A 19,642-nucleotide genomic window follows, 5' to 3' on the forward strand; every position below is an offset into this window, starting at 1 on the left:
CCCAAGATTGGGTTTCTGATCACGATACATTAGAATGAGCTGTGATTTTTTGAGATGTGCTTTTATGTTGTTGGAAAAAATGCTGCAATCGCAAGGTTTGGGTTCACGGAAATATTGCCAGCAGCTGATTAAGAGCGGCGCAGTTCAAATCCATGGCGAGGTGGTCGATAATCTGAAATATAAAGCTGATCTGAAGCAGCTGGAATTTTCGGTATATGGCGAAAGCTTTGAATACCGTGAAAAAATTTATATCGCCTTAAATAAACCGCAAGGCTATGAATGCTCACATCAGGCCACACACCATTTCAGCGTATTTGAATTGTTTGATGAAGTGCTGATGAACCGTGGCTTGCAGTGTGTAGGCCGATTAGATCAGGATACAACAGGCCTGCTGCTGCTGACGGATGACGGGCAGTTTTTACAGGCGCTGACGCATCCCAAAAAGCATGTGGCAAAGGTTTATCAGATGCATACTGCAGATCCAGTCACAGCAGCGCAAATCGCGCAGCTGGAACAGGGCGTAGAACTGCGTAATGAAGCGGGTGTATTTGCTGCGACAGATGTGCAGAGCCTGGCTGAGAGGCAGCTGCAAATGACCGTTCATCAAGGTGTTTATCATCAAGTTAAGCGCATGCTGGCGGCGGTAGGCAATAAAGTTGAACAGCTGCACCGTGCGCAAGTTGGTCAGCTGAGTTTGAGTCATTTGGACAATTTGCCGCAAGGCGAATGGGTGTATCTGTCCTCAGAACAAATTGTGTTGGCTAAAATCCGAGAAAACTGATTCAAACATGAAAAGCGCAGCTGCATTTTCAGCTGAGCTGTTCATAGCAGGCGGAAGGAGCCGGTTTACTTTAAAAAGCAGTGGTAAGTTTGAAATTCATCATCTTTCACAAAGCCCATGGATTCATATAACTGATGCGATTGATAATTGCTTTTTTGGGTTTCTAAGGTAATGCGCAGCGCATTTTCATGGCGCGCAAATAAAATCGCGGTATCAATCAGCTGTTTGGCGGAGCCTTGGCGGCGGTAAACCGGCCGCACATAAACATCATCTAAAATATAGTAAGTTGAACAGGCGACAGAAGAAAAGCCAAGGTAAAGAAGGATAAAGCCGGTAAATACATCATCTTTGATATGGATGAAAAACACACTTTGCTGATTGTCGAAGCGCTGTTTTAAAAATTTATAGGATAAATCCAGATTGGAAGATGCGCCGTAAAATTGACGGTATTCATCAAATAATACGGCTAGCTGGGTCAAATCCTGTTCTGATGCGCGTCTTACAATCATTGTTGTCTCCATGCATTTTATTATCTCTTTGCATGAAGCATAACCAAAATTCAGAAGTCGATGATTTTTAAATTGTTTGTAAATGCGACAGTGTTAACTTTTGTCACTTTCACCCAAAATGGCATTCAGCTCTTCAAACAAATCGATATGTTCATCATCCAGCAGCAGGTCAGTTTCTGATGCATCTGCCTGTTCAGTATCAATCAGATCGGGCTGTACAGATTTGGCATCCTGCTGCTTCAGTTTTCGCAGCCGAATCAGCTGTTCTAAATTAATGTTCTGATTTTCGATCGAGAAGGGAATAGACTTTGTCAGTACAACTTGTTTAAAAAAAAGGCGAACCGCTTGGGCAGGAGTAATCCCTAATTGCTTAAATACAGCAAAAGCTTGTTTTTTCTCTTGGGAGTCCAGACGGATTTGATAAACTTCGGTTTTTCTCATAATTTTAGAAAGCTTTAAATTACTTAACTTTTCGCATTTATTCTAATCAAAAATCATCGAATTTCAATAGCTAAACGCAGAAAATCTAAAAAAATGTAATGACATCCATATTACAGTGTAATTTAGAGGGCCAATTCCATTTTTGAGCTGAATTGCATTCCTTCGAAAGTGACAGGATCTTTAAATTCAAGATGTTTGGCCAATAACTGCAATGGTGATGTGAAATCATCACCCGCTTTATGTGCGATTTTTGGATAAAACGGATCATTTTTGATTGGCAAGCCCAAATGGCTGAGATGGACCCTCAGCTGATGCTGCTTGCCTGTATGCGGTTTTAGCAGGTATTTGGCCCACAGCTGATTGTGCTCCAGCAGCTGTATTTCTGTTTCACTGTTGGGGGTGCCTTCACATACCTGCATGGTGTAAAACGGCTGCCCCTTGTCCATATTCAGCCGAACTGTTTGCGGAAATTGAAGACCCGAATCGTAGGGCGCAACCGCATGGTAGGTTTTTTGCACTTGCCGGTCTGCGAACATTTGCTGGTAAATGCCGCGCGTTTCAGGCCGCTTGGAAAATAAGACCACTCCAGCAGTTTCACGGTCTAGGCGGTGAATTGGGCTAAGCTGCTCATTGCCCATTTGGTTTTTCAGCCTGACCAGAAGGGTTTCTTGCACATATTGCCCGGTCGGACTGATGGTCAAAAAATGCGGTTTATCAATCACCAGCAAATCATCATTTTCAAATAAAATGGCATGTTCGAAGGGCACATGAATTTCGCGCTTCAGAAAACGGTAATAAAATACGTGGCTGCCAGCCTGAAATGCGCTGTCTATCCGCAGCTGTTGCCCTTTGGCATCATAGATCAAGCCATCCATAAAACGCTGCTGCCATTCGGCCGCTTCAATATGCGGGAACTGCAGGCACATGTAAGCGAAAACTGTCTGAATGGATGACGGGGAAGGCTTTAAGAAAACTTTACTGGCGCTGACGCCATGCAGCATGGGCGGTGTAAAGTCGGCAGGGTGCATAGCAGGCATTGGATCACTTTGACTGGATGAATTGAAGCCGCCAGATTGTAAAAAATACACAATCTAACGCCAAGAAATAGGCTTTTCAAGCTGTGCGATGCTATCATATTTGCTCTTTAAGTACATGTCGTGAGCAGTATGCAGCACTCATTTAATCTGACTTTAAATAATGAAGAAGATACCAAAAACCTGGCTGAAATTTTGTCAAAGAATTTCACAGCGGGTGTCATTTATTTAATTGGCGATTTAGGTGCAGGAAAAACCACGCTCACGCGTTATTGGCTGCAGGCTATGGGCCACAAGGGCGCGGTAAAAAGCCCAACCTATACCTTGGTAGAGCCGTATAATATTCAAGGCAAAGATATTTTTCATTTCGATTTATACCGCCTCAATGATCCTTATGAGTTGGAATTGATGGGCATCCGTGATTATCTGGAAACTGCCGATGCGCTGTTTTTATTTGAATGGCCATCCAAAGGCGGTGAAGAAATACCGCAGGCCGATTTAGTGATTAATATTGAAAAATCTGAAGACGATTTAATCCGTATTGCAACATTAAATTCATCTTCTGAGTCTTTACAGCAGGCTTTAGAGAAGCATTTTGTATGATGAATGATGTCAGCGCCCGCCGCATCCGAACGCTCGATCCTGCCTTAGCCAACCAGATTGCTGCCGGTGAAGTGATTGAGCGCCCAGCTTCTGTGGTAAAAGAGCTGCTGGAAAATGCCATTGATGCAGGTGCAACCGAGCTGATTATTCGGGTTGAGCAAGGCGGCAGCACGCTGATTGAAATCATTGATAATGGCCGGGGGATACATTCAGAAGATTTGCCCTTGGCAGTGATGCGCCATGCCACCAGCAAAATACAAACAGCTGATGATCTGCAGGCCATTGTCAGCTTAGGTTTCCGCGGTGAAGCTTTGGCATCCATCGCCGCTGTATCGCGCCTGACTTTAATCAGTAGTCAGGATGAAGACGGCGTGGGTTATCAGGTCGAAGTTAACGGTACTGCATTTGATCATCAGGAAATTCAAGCCGTTGCTTCTGCCAAAGGCACGCAGATTCGGGTTCAGGATTTATTTTTTAATGTCCCGGCGCGCCGTAAATTTTTAAAGAAGCCCGGCACCGAATTTGGCCATATTGAAGAAATCGTCCGCCGTCTGGCGCTGACGCATTTTGATATCCGCTTTGTTTTAGAGCATAACAGCAGCATCAAGCTGAATTTGCCTGTTGCTGACAGCGGTGAGCTGCGGTTTCAGCGTGTTCAGCAGATGCTGGGCCGCCAATTCACTCAAAATGCCTATTGGATCGATGCAGACAGCATCAATATGCGCTTAAGCGGCTGGCTGGGACATCCTTCAGATGCGCGCGCGCAGGCCGATTTGCAGTATGTTTATGTGAATGGCCGGATTGTTAAAGATAAAACGATTTCGCATGCGCTCAGGATGGCTTATGAGGGGATTTTGCACGGCCATCAGCATGCTGGCTATTTGCTGTTTTTGGAAGTTGACCCAGAAAATATTGATGTCAATGTGCATCCGACCAAACATGAAATCCGCTTTTTGAATCAGCGGGAAGTACATGAATTTGTACGCCATTATGCGAAAGCGACTTTATCACAGTTCCAGACTGCCTCGGCTGAATTGGCATCTGCAATGAAGCAGGATGATCAAGCGCCTGTACAAGACGCTTTTCAGCCGCAGCCGCGTTATCAGGAGCAGTTCCCGCTGCATAAAGCCGCAGAATCTGCCGCAGCGCCAGCTCAAGAAACAGTTCTACCGGATGGCCTAAGTGATTTTAATTCGGTGCAGCCGCAATCTGTGTCTTATCTGCAGCCTTCCGCTTCAATTCATGCGGCTGGCTATGCATCCGGCTATTCTTCACAGTATGCCGGTTCGCAAAAACTGAATAATGCGCTGCAAAGCTACTTGGCGCCGCTGCGCGATGCCTCGGCCGATAGCCTTCAAACTGAGTCATTAGAAAGCCACATTGCAGCGAAAGTGGATGAGCATCCCTTAGGCATCGCGATCGCTCAGCTGCATGGCATTTATATATTGGCGCAAAACACTGAAGGCTTGATTATTGTCGATATGCATGCAGCGCATGAGCGGATTGTTCTGCAGCAGATGAAAGCGGCATGGGATAAGCCGGAATTCTGGACTTCGCAGCAATTGCTGATTCCGAAAGTGGTGCCGATCAGCCGCATGCAGGCTGCGCGCATTGACGATTTAAAAGAGCAGCTGGCGCGCTTAGGGCTGGACATAGATCAGTATGGCGATGAGCAGGCGATCGTGCGAGGAGTGCCCGCCATTCTGCATAAGGCGGATTTTGATGCCTTGATTCCTGAATTGCTGCATGATTTAGATCCGAATGATCAGGCGCAGGGCTTGCTGCAAAAACGCGACCAGATTTTGGCAGGCATGGCCTGCCATGGCGCTGTACGCGCGCACCGCATTTTAAGCCTTTCAGAAATGAATGCTTTGCTCCGCCAAATGGAGCAAACCGAATTTGCCAGCCAATGCAATCATGGGCGCCCAACATGGCGCGCCTTTCCATTGGCACAGCTTGATAAATTATTTGCTCGGGGAGAGTAGCGTTACATGTCAAATCAACTGCCGGTCATCAATTTAATGGGGCCTACTGCAAGCGGGAAAACCGCTTTGGCATGTCAACTTTATGAACAGGGCAATTTTGAACTGATTTCCGTCGATTCTGCGCTGGTATTCAAAGATATGGATATTGGCACAGCAAAGCCCACGCAAGAGGAACAGGCGCGTTACCCGCATCATCTGATTGATCTTATCAGTCCATTGGAGGTGTATTCAGCTTCACAGTTTGTCGATGACGCCAGTGCGCTGATTGAGGATATGCATTCGCGCGGCAAAACCCCTATTTTAGTCGGCGGAACAATGCTGTATTTCAAGGCATTGCTGGAAGGATTGTCTTCCAATTTGCCTGGCACAGATTACGCGGTACGGGCCGAAATTGAGGAAAAAGCGGCGCGGGAAGGCTGGGAGGCTGTGTATGCTGAACTTTGTCAAGTCGATCCTTTGGCTGGCCAAAGGTTTAAGATGAGTGATAAGCAGCGGATCACTCGTGCTTTAGAGGTATTTAAGCTCACAGGCGAACCAATTACAAAACTGCAGGCAGAGCAGCCTAAAAATTTACCATATAAGTACAATTTTCATAATTATGCTTTGATGCCTGATCGATTAGAATTGCACAAGCGCATAGAAAAACGATTAGAAATTATGTGGGAAATCGGATTTTTAAATGAAGTGAAAGGCTTGATGAAAAAATACGATTTAGATGAAAATCTTCCTTCCATGCGCTCCGTTGGCTATCGGCAAGCACTCGATTTTTTGAAAAAAAGTGATCAAACTGGTGAAAAACAGCGGGAAATGGAGGATAGAGCGCTCTTTGCAACACGACAACTTGCTAAACGTCAATATACTTGGTTAAGATCTTTGCAAGAAAAGCATAAATTTACTACATATTTTACTATCGAGCAGGCTCAAGAAGACTTGCGAAACTGCCACGGATAAAGCAAAATTTAGCTACTGCCTTTTTTATAATTTTTAATTGAAAAATAAAGGTAGTTTTGCGCTGATTTTTTAATTTTTTTTTTGGAGTTATAACATGTCTAAAGGTCAAACTTTACAAGATCCGTTCTTAAATTCTCTCCGTAAAGAACGTATTCCAGTTTCTATTTTCCTTGTGAACGGTATTAAATTACAAGGTCACATTGAATCTTTTGACCAATATGTGGTTTTACTGAAAAACACTGTAAGTCAAATGGTTTATAAACACGCCATTTCTACTGTTGTTCCAGCGCGTAATCCGCGTCCTGCTGGCGCTCCTGCTGGTGCACAAGGTGCAGGCGGCTTCGGCGGTGCTCAAGGTCAAGGCAGCGGCTTCGGCGGCGGTCAAGGCGGCGGCTTCGGCGGTCAAGGCGGCGGCTTCGGCGGTCAAGGCGGCTTCGGCGGTCAAGGCGGCTTCGGCGGTCAAGGCGGCTTTGGCGGTCAAGGCGGCGGCTTTGGCGGTCAAGGCGGCTTCGGCGGTCAAGGCGGCGGCTTCGGCGGTCAAGGCGGCTTCGGCGGTCAAGGCGGCTTCGGCGGCCAAACTTCTGGTTTTGACGGCGAAACTAAATTTGAAGATTCTCAAGATGACGAAAATAATCGTTAATTAAGAATTTTAAAAAAGCCTCTTTATAAAGAGGCTTTTTTTTTGCTTTTCAGAAGATGATAAAAAACCAGCTGATCAGCTGGTTTTTTATCAATCACCTTAAGGCTTATTCTTTTTGCGGTCTAGGCTGGCATCTTTAATGTCTACAAATGCATTGTTGCGGATTTCCCGCAGCCAGCTGTCCAATTCCGCATCAAATTGACGTTCACCCAGCAGTTGCCGCGCCATGCGCTCTTGATATTCTTTGGTCATATCCTGCTGGCGGGTATCGGTCACTTGAAGAATGTGCCAGCCAAACTGTGATTGGAACGGTTCACTGATTTGACCTTTCGGTGTATTTTTCATTTTATCATCAAACTCTGGAACCATCATGCCCGGTGTAACCCAGCCCAAGCTGCCGCCATCACGGGCAGAGCCGGGATCATTTGAATATGTCGATGCCAATACAGCAAAATCTTCACCTTTTTGCAGGCGGCTGTACAGGCTGTCAATCATTTGCTTCGCATTTTCAGGGCTAACAACTTCAGAGGGCTGAATCAGGATATGGCGCGTTTGATATTGCGGAACGATGGCTTTCTGGTCACCGCCTTTACGCTCTACCAGTTTTAAGATATGAATGCCGTCACGCACAGGAATCAGCTCAGTCGTTTGACCATCCTGCAGCGGGCTTACACGGGCAGCCAGCTCGGCAGGAATGTCAGATAAGCTGCGGAATCCCATGTCTGCACCTTCAACTTTGATAGTGCCAGTAGAAAATTTTTTGCCGATTGCCGCGACATCATTGCTGTTCGCAAGCTCAGCTTTTACCTCTTTTGCCACTTTCTGAGCGGCGGCTTCATTACCTGAAATGCGGACGTGCAGAACATGCGCTTGATTGCCAATCGCTGCTTGGCCTTGCGGTGAATTTAAGAAGTTTTTGACATCTGCATCACTGATTTGAATGCGTGATGTTACGATTTGCTGGCGCAGGCGTTTGATGGCTAAATCTTCGGCAATCTGGCTGCGTAATGATGCATAAGTATTGGGCGCAATTTTATCCAGTTTTTGCTGGAAAGCTTCCAGGCTTGGTGAGCCCGAGTCTTTTGCAACTTTTAATACCGCCTCATTTAAGCTTTTTTCATCGGGCTTAATGTTGTAGCGCTTGACTTGTTCGAGCTGCGCCTGGCGGATAATGAGCTGTTCTAGCGCTTGCTGCTGCAAATACTGTTCTGGCGGTACAGTTTTCTTTTGCGCTTCAAGCTGGTGTTTAAGTTCGGCAATGCTCTGTTCTAAATCACTGCGCAGAATTACGCTATTGTCCACAACAGCAATAACTTCATCTTTAGGTTGAGCAGTAAAGGCTGGCAATGATGCAGAAAGGCAAAGAGCAAGTGCTGTCGCTTTAAAAACGCGTTTTAACTGTAGTGTGTTCATTAACGTTCTGTCCAATTTTGATTGATATTATTAAAGCCTAATACTCGGGTTTCCAATAAAGATGCAAGTTTATTGTTGAAACCGCCTAAGCCCTTCAGAGTAAATTCTGCCATGATCGCGCGTTTTGGCTTTACGCTGTCATCGTTGACATTGTCCAAATCATTATAATAAGAGCGTCCATAGACTGATACGCCCCAGCAGCACGATTCATAGTTGACGCCAAGCAGGTATTCACGGGCGACATTGTTGTCCAGGTCGTACTGTGCATGACCCACCAGCCGCCAATTGTTGTGTACGGGCTGAATGAAGGATGCAACCGCTTGATCGTAGCTGTCTTGGCGGTTTGGCAAGTACCGGCGGTTAAAATAGCCGATATTGTAGAGGTTGCCCTTATCGCCTGTGTAGTACAGCTGTACATCACGCTGCGCATTATCGCCGTTGGACATCCATGCGCCATTTGCACTGACTCTGAAGCGTTCTGACAGCTGGCTGGATACGTTAACCACAGGGCCTGTGCGGCGCTCGCGGTCAAATTCATCGGACGTATTATTGAGTGTTACGCGGCGGTCTTCAAAGTAGAAGCTTTGCCCCACGCTGGCTTTCAGGCGTTCCAGTCCAATGCTGTCAAATAGGCTGTAGCTGAGGCCTAGAGATGCAAAGTTGTTGTCTTCTAAGCGGTCATGGCCGTAGAAACGGTTCGGGCTGAACAGCTGGTCATAGTTGATGGACGCTGTGGTTGTGTCAAAGTTTGGGCTGCTGTCCTGATTTTTATAAGGCGCATAGGCGTAGAACAGCCGGGGGGTTAAGGTCTGCAGGAATTTTCCATCTTTTTCAAATGTCAGGCCGGTATCCAGCGTGAACTGCGGCACAATCGTGGATTTGCGCTCATTTGAAGAGTTGATGTTCTGCGCATTAATGGTGTCCTGATCATAGAAGGTGTTGATACTGCGGACAGAGACTTCAGGAATGACAAAAGACCATGGCGTCAGGTAATTGTAGCGCACTGCGAAATCATTGTAGATGCGCGTGCCGCTAGGTTCAGCGCTTGTGCTGTTGAAGTCGGAAATGTCTTTCTTAAAATAAGCAGTATCGTGATTAAACTCGTACTGCAGGCCTAAAGGGCTGCCGTGCTTATAGTTCAGCAGGAATTGCGGCAAACGGGCATAAGGGCGGTCTTCGTCTTTGACCGTATTATCCAGCGTTTGAAAATTTTCAACTTTCAGCTGCGCTTTAAGGCCGGGGATGCCATTTTTATAATTGAGTTCCCACGCACGGCGCAGGTTCAAGTCGGTTTTTGAATTCGGGTTATTGTTTAAGTCGGTAAAATAATCTTTATCCGATGCGTAGTTGAAATCTACGTTGGTGCTGAACTGCTGGTTAAGATCCCATTTATGCAAAATGTGCAAATCTTTACGGTCTTGGTCGTCATATTTTTTATCTGAAGGCAGGTAGCCGCCCCAGATCATGCCTTCACCGTAGTTTTCCGTTAAGTAGCGGAATTCGCCTTCCAGCATTGGGCCGCGGGCACTGATATAGCGCGGTGTAAGGGTGGCATCATAATTCGGCGCAAGATTCAGATACACCGGTACGCCAAGTTCGATACCGCCGTCATTGGTGAAGCCGAAGCTTGGCGTTAAAATGCCTGTAGTCCGGCGGTCATCAATAGGGAAGTTGAAATACGGCACAGCCATCACAGGAACATCTTTTACATACAGTTTTGTTCCCGTGGTTTCACCGCGGCCGGTTTCCTGATTAAGCTTAATGGTGTTGGCTTGAATTTTCCAAGTCGGCTTTTCATCCGGGGGGCAGGTGCTGTAAGTGGCATTTTTCAGCTCGACCGTCTGTGCGGATGTGCGTGAAATTTTTTCTGCGCTGCCATGTGCATGGGTTTGTTCAGCAATGTACAGGCTGTTGCTTAAATCGCCTTGCTGTGTTTTTAGATTGTAATTAATCGAGTCGCTTTGTGAGAGCAGGCCGGCTTGCGCCATTTGAACATGGCCTGATGCATTGGCATAAGTTTGGGTCTTATCAATTTTAATTTGGTCAGCGCGGATTTGACGGCCTTCTTGATCAATAATGACATTGCCTTCAAGAATAGAGTCGCCGTTGGGGTCGAAGTGGCCATAATCGGCAGTGACGGTGGACGTCGCCTGATCTGAAGGCACGGCTTTAACATCCGGTGCAATGGGCGTGACCCATGCGCCTTGGCAATACGCTGAACTGAGCTGATGTCCTGCACGCTGCTGCGCTTCGGGTGAGGATTTGTCTACATAATATTGTTCAAAAAAGCTTTGACCTGGATAAGCTTCCGAAATCGTTTGTTTTAATTGCTCTGCGTCATTTTCCGCAGACGCTGGCGATGCCGCATAGCTTGATACTGAGCTGCCGCAAAGAAGGGTTAAGATCGCAGTCGCTAAAGGATTAAATTTAAACTGATGCTTCATTTGTCTCATTAACCAAGAATGCTTTATCGCAATTAATTATTGTCGCATCATAGAGAAAAAGTTGATAAGTAGCTACACTTAGCACTTTAAAAACTCAGCCTGTATTAGAATTTATTGCAAATGAATACACAACGTGAACAATCGATACAATCATGGATTGCGTCTGTACTTGGTTCAGATCAATTTGAAACTCATTTTTTAGCAGGCGATGCAAGCTTCCGTCGTTATGCACGAATCAAATTGAATAATAAAACATTTATGCTCATGGATGCACCACCAGAAAAAGAAGATTGTGTGCCTTTTGTGACGATTGACGAATTTTTTGATGCCCATGGCGTGCGCGTGCCGCATATCGTGGCCAAAGATTTAGAGCAAGGCTTTCTTTTGCTGGAAGATTTTGGCGATGTTTTGCTCTCTGCGCTGTTAACTGATGAAACTGTAGACGGCTATTATGCGCAAAGTTTTGCGCAGTTGATTCAATTGCAGTCAATTGATGGGCTAAATCATTTTCCTGAATATTCCTATGAAAAGCTGATGTCTGAAATGGCGCTGCTGACCGACTGGATGCTGCCATCGTTACAGATCAAGCCATCGGATGAGGAAAGCGCTTTAATTAAGCGTACTTTTGCCATTCTTGCGAATGCTGCATTGGCGCAGCCGCAAGTGATTGTGCACCGTGACTTCCACAGCCGCAATTTAATGGCGCTGGCAGATGAAAAAGAGCAGGGTGTCATCGATTTTCAGGATGCCGTGATTGGCGCAGATACTTATGACCTGATTTCCATTACCCGAGATGCTTATGTGCAGTGGAATCCTGAACGCGTCTACAGCTGGTTCCAGACCTTCTATAATTTGTTGCCTGCATCTGCCAAAGAAGGCCGTGATTTTAAGCAATTCAAAAAAGATGCAGACTTTATGGCGATTCAGCGCCATATTAAAATTTTAGGCATTTTTGTGCGTCTGTTTGAGCGTGACGGCAAGTCGGGCTATTTGAAAGATTTGCCGCGCGTGATGTGGTATCTGCTGGAAGAAAGCAAGCCGTATGCAGAATTACAACCGTTTATGCAGTTTATCCAAGCTAAAGTATTGCCAAAATTTGAAGCCAAATATGGCGCTTATGAGGTTGCAGCATAATGAAAGCGATGATTTTAGCGGCGGGATTGGGCAATCGCATGCGTCCGCTAACATTGTATAAACCGAAGCCTTTATTGGAAGTGGGCGGAAAGCCGCTGATTGTCTGGCATATCGAAAAGCTGAAAGACATTGGCGTGACTGAAATTGTGATTAATTCGGCTTGGCTGGCGGATGTGCTAATTGGCGCATTAGGCGATGGCTCTCAGTTTGGCGTGAATATCCGCTGGACGCGTGAAGCGGAAGGCTTGGAAACGGCTGGCGGCATTATTAATGCATTGCCGCTGCTGGGAACTGAGCCTTTTATTTTGGTCAATGGCGATGTATGGACAACGTTTGATTTCGCCTCGCTGCTGGATGTGCGGCTGGAGCAGGATCTAGCGCACTTGGTTTTTGTTAAGAATCCGCCGCAGCATGAAAAAGGCGATTTCATTTTAGCTTCGGGGCGCGCTTATACCTTTGATCAAGCGCATGCAGGCGAGCCTTTAACTTACAGCGGCGTTGCAGTGATACATCCAAAAATGTTTGACGGGCTGGAACAGGGCAAGCGTCCATTGGCGCCGCTTTTAAAGCAAGGCATGCTGGATGGGAAAATTTCAGCGGAAAAAATGCAGGCTGCCTGGGTGGATGTTGGCACTCCTGAGCGATTAAGTGCGCTGGATCTCCAGATTCGTGAAGGGATGTACGCTTAAGTGCATATTCGCTAAACACATCCTGCTGTGACAGGCAGGATAAATCGGTATACTTCCATCTAACTTTTTCGAGACGTTATTGTATGCACACGTTTTTTAAAGAACTTAAGCAAGGCAGTCAAGCGTTAGGTTTAGAACTCAGTGATGATGTTTTAAATTTATTGCTCAAGTATCAAGATGCTTTGGTGCTGTGGAATAAAGCCTATAATTTGACAGCAATCCGTGATCCGAAAGAAATGCTGGTGAAGCACCTTTTGGACAGCTTGAGTATTTTAAAAGACTTGCCGCCAGGCCGTCTTTTAGATATTGGCACAGGCGGCGGCATGCCAGGCATGATCATTGCGCTATGCCAGCCGGAACGCCAATGTGTTTTGCTGGATTCGAACGGCAAAAAGATCCGGTTTTTGAAGCAGTTTATTGCTGACTTAAAATTAGAAAATGTTGTTGCTGTGCAAACGCGTGTCGAAAATGAAGACAGCATTAATGAGCTGGGCAAGTTTGATGTCATTACCAGCCGCGCTTTCGCCTCTTTGACGGACTTTATCAACGCATCCATTCCATTCATGCATGATCAGAGCATTATTGCATCAATGAAAGGGCTGATTCCAAGTGAAGAAGTCGATGCATTTAAAGATCAATTCAGCTGCGATATTATCGAGCTGAGCGTTCCGCGCTTAGATGAACAGCGTCATTTGCTTTTGTTGAAACGTATTTAATTATTTCTAAGGATTGGGGTTTACCATGGCACAAATTATTGCGATTGCGAACCAGAAAGGTGGTGTCGGTAAAACTACAACCGCAGTAAATTTGGCTGCATCTTTAGCTGTGCTGAAAAAACGCGTGTTGCTTGTGGATATGGATTCACAAGGCAATGCCACGATGGGTTCAGGCATTCAGAAGAATGAGCTGCTGTACTCCGTCACAGATGTACTATTGGGCGAGATGCCGATTGAAACAGCCATTACCCGTGCGGAAGTTGGCTATAAAGTTTTAGGCGCCAACCGCGAACTGGCGGGCGTTGAATTGGCGATTGCAGAGCAGGAAGGCCGCGAGTTCATTCTGCGTGAAGCGCTGCAGCAGATTGAAGATAAGTTTGATTATATTATTGTGGACTGCGCGCCGAGCTTAAGCTTGATTACAGTCAATGCCTTGGCTGCTGTAGACAGTGTGCTGATTCCAATGCAATGTGAGTATTATGCGCTGGAAGGCTTGGCGGATTTAACCCAAACCATTGACCGCATTCAGCAAGCGCTGAATCCAGATTTGCAGATTATGGGCGTGCTGAGAACGATGTTTGATGCGCGCAATGCGTTAACGCGCGATGTGTCTTCAGAGCTTGAACAATACTTTGGCAAAAAATTGTACGACGCCGTCATTCCGCGCAATGTGCGGCTGGCGGAGGCGCCTGCGCATGGCTTGCCAGTGATTTATTTTGAAAAAAGTTCAAAGGGTGCAGTTGCCTATCTAAATTTAGCGGCTGAGATGTTAAAAAAAAGCAAAGGAAAGAAAGGAAGTAACGCATGACCACAAAAAAACGCGGATTAGCAAAAGGCCGTGGTTTGGATGCCTTACTTGGTTCCATCCAAAAAGAAAAATTACAATTGGAAGCGCAAGCTTTAGATCATGGTCAGCTGAAGCAAATTGATGTGCATTTACTGCAGCGCGGTGAATATCAGCCGCGCCGCTTTATTCATGAGCAAGATTTACAGGAATTGGCGGCATCGATTGAAAAGCATGGCGTGATGCAGCCCATTGTCATCCGCCCAATCGATGATGAAAAGCATCCCTATGAAATCATTGCCGGTGAACGCCGCTGGCGCGCTGCGCAATTGGCGGGCTTAACCGAAGTTCCAGCCATAGTCCGCGATTTGAGCGATCAGGTCGCCATTGCATTGGCGTTGATTGAAAATATTCAGCGTCAAGATCTGAATCCAATAGATCAGGCGATGGCGCTGCAGCGTTTTCATGAAGAATTTGGCTTGAGCCATCAGGAAATTGCCGATACCGTTGGAAAAGCGCGCACCACCATCAGCAACTTATTGCGCTTATTATCCTTGGCTGAGCCAGTTAAAGATTTTATGCAGCAGAGTTTGCTGGATATGGGGCATGCCCGGGCAATTTTGACGCTCAAGGCGAAAGATCAGCTGAAAGTTGCTGAGCATGTCATCGAAAAAAGCCTGTCAGTGCGTCAAACAGAACAGCTGGTGCGTGATTTGAATGCGCCCAAGCAAACTAAAGAAAAACAAGCAGCATCTGCAGATATTCAGCAATTGTCACAGCGCCTGTCTGACCGTTTCGGTGCAGATGTCAAAATAGACCATAACAAGCAAGGCAAAGGCAAATTGGTGATTAATTACCATTCTTTGGAAGAGCTGGATGGTATTTTAAATATTTGCTTAGCTGATTAATTTTAAATTTCGATTTATTGGGGAAAATCAAATGTGGGAATTAGTCAAGGCTGGCGGATGGCTTATGCTGCCGCTGGTTTTATGTTCAATCTTTACCATCGCGATTTCAATTGAGCGTTTTATCCGCTTGAAAAAATCGATGGTGCTGCCAGCCGCTTTGCTGATGAATCAAAATCAAACAGCAGAGCAGGTTGTAGAAAAGCTGAAGCAAGATCAAACCTTGCAGCGCAGTACTTTGGGGCGTGTTTTCGCCGCCGGTTACCGCAGTAAAAATCAGCCTGAGCAGTTTGCCCGTGCGCAAATGGAAGTCACAGCATCGCAAGAGATTGGCTATTTGGAAAAGAATATCAATTTCTTAGGTACGCTAAGTGCAGCCGCGCCGCTGCTGGGCTTGCTGGGTACGGTTATGGGCATTATCGAATCATTTTTAATGATTGATGTCGGGACGAACAGCGATCCGGTATTGATGATGCCGGGTATTTCTAAAGCGCTGATTACAACAGCTGCAGGGATGTTTATTGCGATTCCAGCCCTGTTTGCTCACCGCTATTTTCAGCGTTTGGTGCAAGAGTATGTTGCAGAATTGGAACAGCAGGCGACACTGTTTCATGCTGCGCTGTATTACCAAAACAAGACTGATGAAGCATTACAAGATTTGCAAAAAGCAAGCTGAGGCGGTCGAATGAAATTTAAGCGCAGGCAGGTTGAAGATATACATATTAACTTAACGCCAATGATCGACTGCTTATTGTTTATCTTGGTGTTTTTGCTTCTTTCGACCACTTTTAGCCAAATGAGCCGAATGAACCTGACACTGCCGGATGCACAAGGTGTGCCGCCAAAGCAGTTTGATCAGAAAATAGAGGTTGTTGTCGATTCTTCTGGGCATTATTCTGTAAATGGCCAGTCGCTTTCCAGTAAAGAGGCATCCGATTTAAATACGGCAATTAAACAGATTTCCAATGATCGCCGTGATTTAATGTTTATTATTGCGGCTGATGCGAAAGCAACCCATCAGGATGTGATCCGCGTTATGGATGTAGCAGGCCAGCTGGGCTTTGTGAATGTAAATATCAGTACGAAAGTACCGACTCGAGGTTATTAGTGAAGCACGATGTAAAAGTTTATCTGCGCCTGCTGGGTTATTTAAAACCTTTTTGGGGCTTGGCGATATTTGTTGTAATTGGTTTTGCAATCAATGCGGCAACAGAAGTATCCGTCGCTAAGCTGCTTGAAAAGATTATTAACGCGATTCAGCACCGTGATCAGGGTTTTACATCGTTATTTCCTATATTGGTTATTCTCTTAATGTTCTTCCGCGGGCTGGGAACATTCATTGGCGGTTATTATACAGCGGTGATTTCACGGAATTTGATTTTTAATATCCGTCAAGAAGTCTTTGCTAAGCTGATGCGCCTGCCTTCTCAATATTATCTTGATAATTCCAGCGGCCACATTACCGCGAAGATAATGTACAACGTCGAGCAGCTGACGGCAGCTTCAACCGAATCGCTGCGGACCATTGTTCAGCAGGGTTTAATTACCTGCGGTTTGGTGGGTTATCTGATTTACAGCAATTGGCGCTTAACTTTAATTATTCTAATTTTTGCGCCTTTGATTGGTTTGCTGATTCGCAAAGCGTCTAAGCGCATGCGCAAGCTGTCGAGCCAAGTGCAGGACACCATGGGGGATGTCAACCATGTGGTGCAGGAAACTGTCAATGGCAATGTCGTCGTTAAGGGTTTTTCGGGACAGGATTATGAGCAAAAGCGCTTCTATGACAGTTCAATGGAAAATTTACGCCGCGGCATGAAAATGGTGGTGGTGCAGCAGCTGAATAGCCCGATTGTGCAGCTGATTATGTCCATTCCATTGGCAATTGTCATGTACATCGCGCTGCGTCCTGAAATTATGCAGGATACTTCGGCAGGGCAGTTTGTGGCATATATTACGGCTGCAGGCATGCTGAGCAAGCCGATTAAGGCCTTGACCGATGTGAATGAAAAGATTCAGCGCGGCATGGCCGCAGCGCATTCCGTGTTTGAGCTGCTGGATATGCCTGAAGAGAAAAATTCAGGGACATTGACGCCTGTGCTGAAAGGCAATATTGAATTTAAGGCTGTCAATCTGGTTTATGCAGATGGCTATCACGCATTGCATGATTTTAATTTGATCGTGAATGCGGGCGAAACCGTGGCCTTGGTTGGACGCTCCGGCGCAGGCAAAACTTCTTTGGTGAATTTGCTGCTGCGCTATCAGGACATCAGCAGCGGCCAGCTGACACTGGACAATATTGATATTTATGATATTGAAATCAATAATCTGCGTCAGCAAATTTCGATGGTGAACCAGCAGGTTGTGCTGTTCAACCGGACAGTCCGCGAAAATATCGCTTACGGTCAGCTGGAAAATGCCACTGATGAACAGATTGTTGCGGCGGCAAAATCTGCTTATGCGCATGAATTTATTATGAATCTTCCTCAGGGGTATGATACGCCGCTGGGTGCGCAAGGGTTGAATTTGTCGGGCGGCCAGCGCCAGCGTATCGCTATTGCGCGGGCAATTTTAAAAGATGCGCCAATTTTAATTTTGGATGAAGCCACCAGTGCGCTGGATAATGAATCTGAATACTATATTCAGCAGGCTTTTGATGCGGCAATGCGAAATCGCACTACGGTTGTGATTGCGCACCGCTTGTCAACGATTGAAAATGCAGACCGCATTGTGGTGATGGATAAAGGCAGAATCGTAGAGCAAGGCTCGCATGCAGAGCTGATGGAAAATCGCGGCGCCTATTATCAGCTGCATCAGCGCAATTTTGAGGAACAGTAAATGTCTGCGGCGCAATTAATTCAAAATGCTTGGAATAATCAGGCTAAGTGGTTAATTGTGCTTCGTCCGTTATCATGGCTGTACCGCGGCGGGTTTATCTTGAATAAAAGCCTTTATAAGGCCGGTTTAAAGCAAAGCTATACCGCCCCTGTGCCGGTCATGGTAATAGGCAATATCACCGTGGGCGGCAGCGGTAAAACGCCGCTGCTGATTCATCTGGTCAGATATCTGCAAAACCGCAATGTGCGTGTGGGAGTGATCAGCCGGGGCTACGGCGGCAAAGGCCCGTTTCCAGCTTACGTTGGCTTGGATTCGGATGCAGACACGGCAGGCGATGAGCCTGTGCTGATTGTTCAATCTACAGGCGTGCCTATGGCTGTTGGGCCAAATCGGCAAAAAAGCATAGAGCTCCTGCTGTCTAAGCATGCTTTGGATTTAATCATCTGCGATGACGGCTTGCAGCATTGGGCGCTTGAGCGTCAGCTGGAGTGGATCGTGCTGGACAATAACCGGGGCTTGGGCAATGAAAAAATACTGCCTGAAGGTTATTTGCGTGAACCGAAAACCCGCCTGCAAGGCAGTACGGTGATTGAGCATGCCGCGCAGCCGAAGATGCCATTAAATATGCATTTGACTGCGTCGGCGCCGTATTTGCTGAATGAAGGCATGGTCAAAGACTTTGATGTAAACTCAGATTTTTATGCCGTTGCGGGCATCGGCTTTCCGCAGCGGTTTTACAATACATTAGAAAAAATGGGGATTCAGCATTTTCAATGTCATGAATTTCCAGATCATTTTGAATACGAAATTGAAGACTTGCTGTTTGAAGACAGCAATCCGATTATTACCACAGAAAAAGATGCGGTAAAAATTTTACCGCTGCTCAAGCAGAATCCAGACTTTCAGCGTGAAATTTGGGTTGTTCCTGTTGATGCAGTGCTGTCATCAGCATGTTATGAAACATTGCATCAGCAGCTGAAACAGTTGGGCATCCAATTTGATGAAGGCTTAAATTGATGAAACATATTGTTATTCCAGCGCGTTTTTCCAGTTCCCGCTTGCCAGGTAAGCCTTTGCTGGAAATTCATGGACGCCCGATGATTTTGCGTGTCGTCGATCAGGCGAAGAAAGTGCAGGGTTTTGATGATCTTTGTGTAGCGACAGATGATGAGCGTATTGCTGAGGTTTGCCGTGCAGAAGGCATCGATGTTGTCTTGACATCGGCTGACCATCCATCAGGCACAGACCGCTTAAGCGAAGTTGCCCGAATTAAAGGCTGGGATGCTGACGACATTATTGTCAATGTACAGGGTGATGAGCCTTTGCTGCCTTCATTATTGGTGAAGCAGGTTGCCCAATTGCTTGAAGATCAGCCGGCTTCATCGATGTCGACTTTATCTGAGCCCATACATAGCTTAGATGAGTTTTTGCGTGACAGCATCGTCAAAGTGGTGATGTCCAAGCACAATCAAGCGTTGTATTTTAGCCGCGCAACCATTCCTTATGACCGCGATGGCGCAAAGTTAACGGAGCGTAAGCTGCATAATCACGCGTACCGCCATCTCGGTTTATATGCCTACCGCGTGAAGCTTCTGCAGGAATATGTCACTTGGGATATGGGGCTGCTGGAAAAATTGGAGAGTCTGGAACAGCTGCGTGTTTTAGAAAATGGCCATCAAATTGCCATTGCTGTGGCTGAAGCGAATTTGCCGCCGGGCGTAGATACGCAGGCTGATTTAGACCGGTTGAATCAAATGGATGTTTCTAACTTCGAATAA

At 46.2% G+C, this 19,642-nt stretch carries 20 protein-coding genes; 15 read left to right on the top strand and 5 right to left on the bottom strand.

Going from position 1 to position 19,642, the window contains the following annotated elements; all coding sequences use genetic code 11:
* The first annotated feature begins 64 nt into the window (after positions 1-64).
* The gene (locus tag F941_RS06075; RefSeq protein ID WP_005008962.1) at positions 65-781 is read left to right on the top strand and encodes a pseudouridine synthase; all 717 of its coding nucleotides are present in this window, start codon (positions 65-67) and stop codon (positions 779-781) included.
* Between the two features lie 65 nt (positions 782-846).
* Here the strand turns inward: F941_RS06075 and F941_RS06080 are convergent, their stop codons facing one another.
* From F941_RS06080 to F941_RS06090, 3 genes are all read right to left on the bottom strand, one after another.
* Positions 847-1,290, bottom strand: a complete 444-nt coding sequence (locus F941_RS06080) for a GNAT family N-acetyltransferase (RefSeq protein ID WP_005008963.1) — start codon at positions 1,288-1,290, stop codon at positions 847-849.
* A gap of 93 nt (positions 1,291-1,383) precedes the next feature.
* Positions 1,384-1,731, bottom strand: a complete 348-nt coding sequence (locus F941_RS06085; RefSeq protein WP_005008965.1) for a type II toxin-antitoxin system RelB/DinJ family antitoxin — start codon at positions 1,729-1,731, stop codon at positions 1,384-1,386.
* A gap of 122 nt (positions 1,732-1,853) precedes the next feature.
* Positions 1,854-2,759 (bottom strand): RluA family pseudouridine synthase, encoded by a 906-nt coding sequence (locus F941_RS06090; protein ID WP_026253419.1) that lies wholly within the window; start codon positions 2,757-2,759, stop codon positions 1,854-1,856.
* A 138-nt stretch (positions 2,760-2,897) separates the two neighbouring features.
* Here F941_RS06090 and tsaE point away from each other — a divergent pair, with 138 nt between their 5' ends.
* The 4 genes from tsaE to hfq all read left to right on the top strand — a co-directional run bounded on the left by tsaE (position 2,898) and on the right by hfq (position 6,944).
* A complete protein-coding gene (tsaE, locus tag F941_RS06095) occupies positions 2,898-3,368 on the top strand; it encodes a tRNA (adenosine(37)-N6)-threonylcarbamoyltransferase complex ATPase subunit type 1 TsaE (protein WP_005008970.1) in 471 nt (156 codons plus the stop codon).
* On the top strand, positions 3,365-5,353 hold the full coding sequence (gene mutL, locus F941_RS06100) for a DNA mismatch repair endonuclease MutL (RefSeq protein ID WP_005008974.1): 1,989 nt from the start codon (positions 3,365-3,367) through the stop codon (positions 5,351-5,353). The genes tsaE and mutL overlap by 4 nt, the downstream gene beginning before the upstream one ends.
* Positions 5,354-5,359: 6 nt before the next feature.
* Positions 5,360-6,304, top strand: coding sequence for a tRNA (adenosine(37)-N6)-dimethylallyltransferase MiaA (gene miaA, locus F941_RS06105; RefSeq protein WP_005008976.1), 945 nt, complete (start codon positions 5,360-5,362; stop codon positions 6,302-6,304).
* A gap of 94 nt (positions 6,305-6,398) precedes the next feature.
* A complete protein-coding gene (gene hfq / locus F941_RS06110; protein WP_005008977.1) occupies positions 6,399-6,944 on the top strand; it encodes an RNA chaperone Hfq in 546 nt (181 codons plus the stop codon).
* Positions 6,945-7,043: 99 nt separating this feature from the next.
* Here hfq and F941_RS06115 read toward each other — a convergent pair whose 3' ends face one another.
* Together F941_RS06115 and F941_RS06120 are read right to left on the bottom strand one after the other, a co-directional pair.
* Positions 7,044-8,357 carry a peptidylprolyl isomerase gene (locus F941_RS06115; RefSeq protein WP_005008978.1) on the bottom strand — a complete coding sequence of 438 codons (1,314 nt, stop codon included), beginning with the start codon at positions 8,355-8,357 and terminating at the stop codon, positions 7,044-7,046.
* On the bottom strand, positions 8,357-10,801 hold the full coding sequence (locus tag F941_RS06120; RefSeq protein WP_005008980.1) for an LPS-assembly protein LptD: 2,445 nt from the start codon (positions 10,799-10,801) through the stop codon (positions 8,357-8,359). The genes F941_RS06115 and F941_RS06120 overlap by 1 nt, the downstream gene beginning before the upstream one ends.
* Positions 10,802-10,921: 120 nt before the next feature.
* Between F941_RS06120 and F941_RS06125 the strand changes: the two genes are divergently transcribed.
* The 10 genes from F941_RS06125 to kdsB all read left to right on the top strand — a co-directional run bounded on the left by F941_RS06125 (position 10,922) and on the right by kdsB (position 19,642).
* The gene (locus F941_RS06125) at positions 10,922-11,935 is read left to right on the top strand and encodes an aminoglycoside phosphotransferase family protein (RefSeq protein ID WP_005008987.1); all 1,014 of its coding nucleotides are present in this window, start codon (positions 10,922-10,924) and stop codon (positions 11,933-11,935) included.
* Positions 11,935-12,624, top strand: a complete 690-nt coding sequence (gene murU / locus F941_RS06130) for an N-acetylmuramate alpha-1-phosphate uridylyltransferase MurU (protein WP_005008989.1) — start codon at positions 11,935-11,937, stop codon at positions 12,622-12,624. The genes F941_RS06125 and murU overlap by 1 nt, the downstream gene beginning before the upstream one ends.
* Before the next feature lie 83 nt (positions 12,625-12,707).
* Positions 12,708-13,340, top strand: coding sequence for a 16S rRNA (guanine(527)-N(7))-methyltransferase RsmG (gene rsmG, locus F941_RS06135; RefSeq protein WP_005008991.1), 633 nt, complete (start codon positions 12,708-12,710; stop codon positions 13,338-13,340).
* A gap of 25 nt (positions 13,341-13,365) precedes the next feature.
* Positions 13,366-14,148 carry a ParA family protein gene (locus tag F941_RS06140; protein WP_005008993.1) on the top strand — a complete coding sequence of 261 codons (783 nt, stop codon included), beginning with the start codon at positions 13,366-13,368 and terminating at the stop codon, positions 14,146-14,148.
* Positions 14,145-15,032, top strand: coding sequence for a ParB/RepB/Spo0J family partition protein (locus tag F941_RS06145; RefSeq protein ID WP_005008995.1), 888 nt, complete (start codon positions 14,145-14,147; stop codon positions 15,030-15,032). The genes F941_RS06140 and F941_RS06145 overlap by 4 nt, the downstream gene beginning before the upstream one ends.
* A gap of 31 nt (positions 15,033-15,063) precedes the next feature.
* Positions 15,064-15,705, top strand: coding sequence for a MotA/TolQ/ExbB proton channel family protein (locus F941_RS06150; protein WP_005008996.1), 642 nt, complete (start codon positions 15,064-15,066; stop codon positions 15,703-15,705).
* Between the two features lie 9 nt (positions 15,706-15,714).
* Entirely contained in the window at positions 15,715-16,137 is a 423-nt protein-coding gene (locus F941_RS06155) for an ExbD/TolR family protein (protein WP_005009001.1), read from the top strand.
* On the top strand, positions 16,137-17,864 hold the full coding sequence (gene msbA / locus F941_RS06160; protein ID WP_005009003.1) for a lipid A export permease/ATP-binding protein MsbA: 1,728 nt from the start codon (positions 16,137-16,139) through the stop codon (positions 17,862-17,864). The genes F941_RS06155 and msbA overlap by 1 nt, the downstream gene beginning before the upstream one ends.
* Positions 17,865-18,881 carry a tetraacyldisaccharide 4'-kinase gene (gene lpxK, locus F941_RS06165; protein WP_005009005.1) on the top strand — a complete coding sequence of 339 codons (1,017 nt, stop codon included), beginning with the start codon at positions 17,865-17,867 and terminating at the stop codon, positions 18,879-18,881.
* On the top strand, positions 18,881-19,642 hold the full coding sequence (gene kdsB, locus F941_RS06170) for a 3-deoxy-manno-octulosonate cytidylyltransferase (protein WP_005009008.1): 762 nt from the start codon (positions 18,881-18,883) through the stop codon (positions 19,640-19,642). Before lpxK ends, kdsB begins: the two co-directional genes overlap by 1 nt.

This window comes from Acinetobacter bouvetii DSM 14964 = CIP 107468 (assembly GCF_000368865.1).
In the GTDB taxonomy this organism is placed as follows: Bacteria; Pseudomonadota; Gammaproteobacteria; order Pseudomonadales; family Moraxellaceae; genus Acinetobacter; species Acinetobacter bouvetii.